Below are 294 nucleotides of genomic sequence, written 5' to 3'. Positions count from 1 at the left end.
TTGGGCTACAGCCGCGTCAGCTACGCGGAGTTTGTCACCGACATGCGTATCGAAACGCTGCTGGCTTGCCATGTGCGGGCATTCGAAGCATTTGGCGGCGTCACCCGAGAGATCGTGTACGACAACATGAAGACGGTGATCCTGAAACGCGATGCGTATGGCAAGAAACAGCATCGATATCATCCGGGGTTCGCTGACTTCGCCAAACACCATGGGTTCGTGCCTCGCGTCTGCAAACCATACCGCGCGAAGACGAAGGGCAAGGTCGAGCGTATGAACGGATATCTGCGCTAT

1 protein-coding gene is annotated in these 294 nt (G+C 56.1%); it reads left to right on the top strand.

All coding sequences use genetic code 11. The annotated features are described in order from the left end of the window. On the top strand, positions 1–294 hold a 294-nt coding region (locus P0D70_RS36965; protein WP_408188151.1), incomplete at both ends, for a DDE-type integrase/transposase/recombinase.

The sequence above is a fragment of the Paraburkholderia sp. RL17-381-BIF-C genome (genome assembly GCF_046026435.1).
Lineage (GTDB): Bacteria > Pseudomonadota > Gammaproteobacteria > Burkholderiales > Burkholderiaceae > Paraburkholderia.
This window is presented reverse-complemented; position numbering and strand designations above follow the sequence as displayed.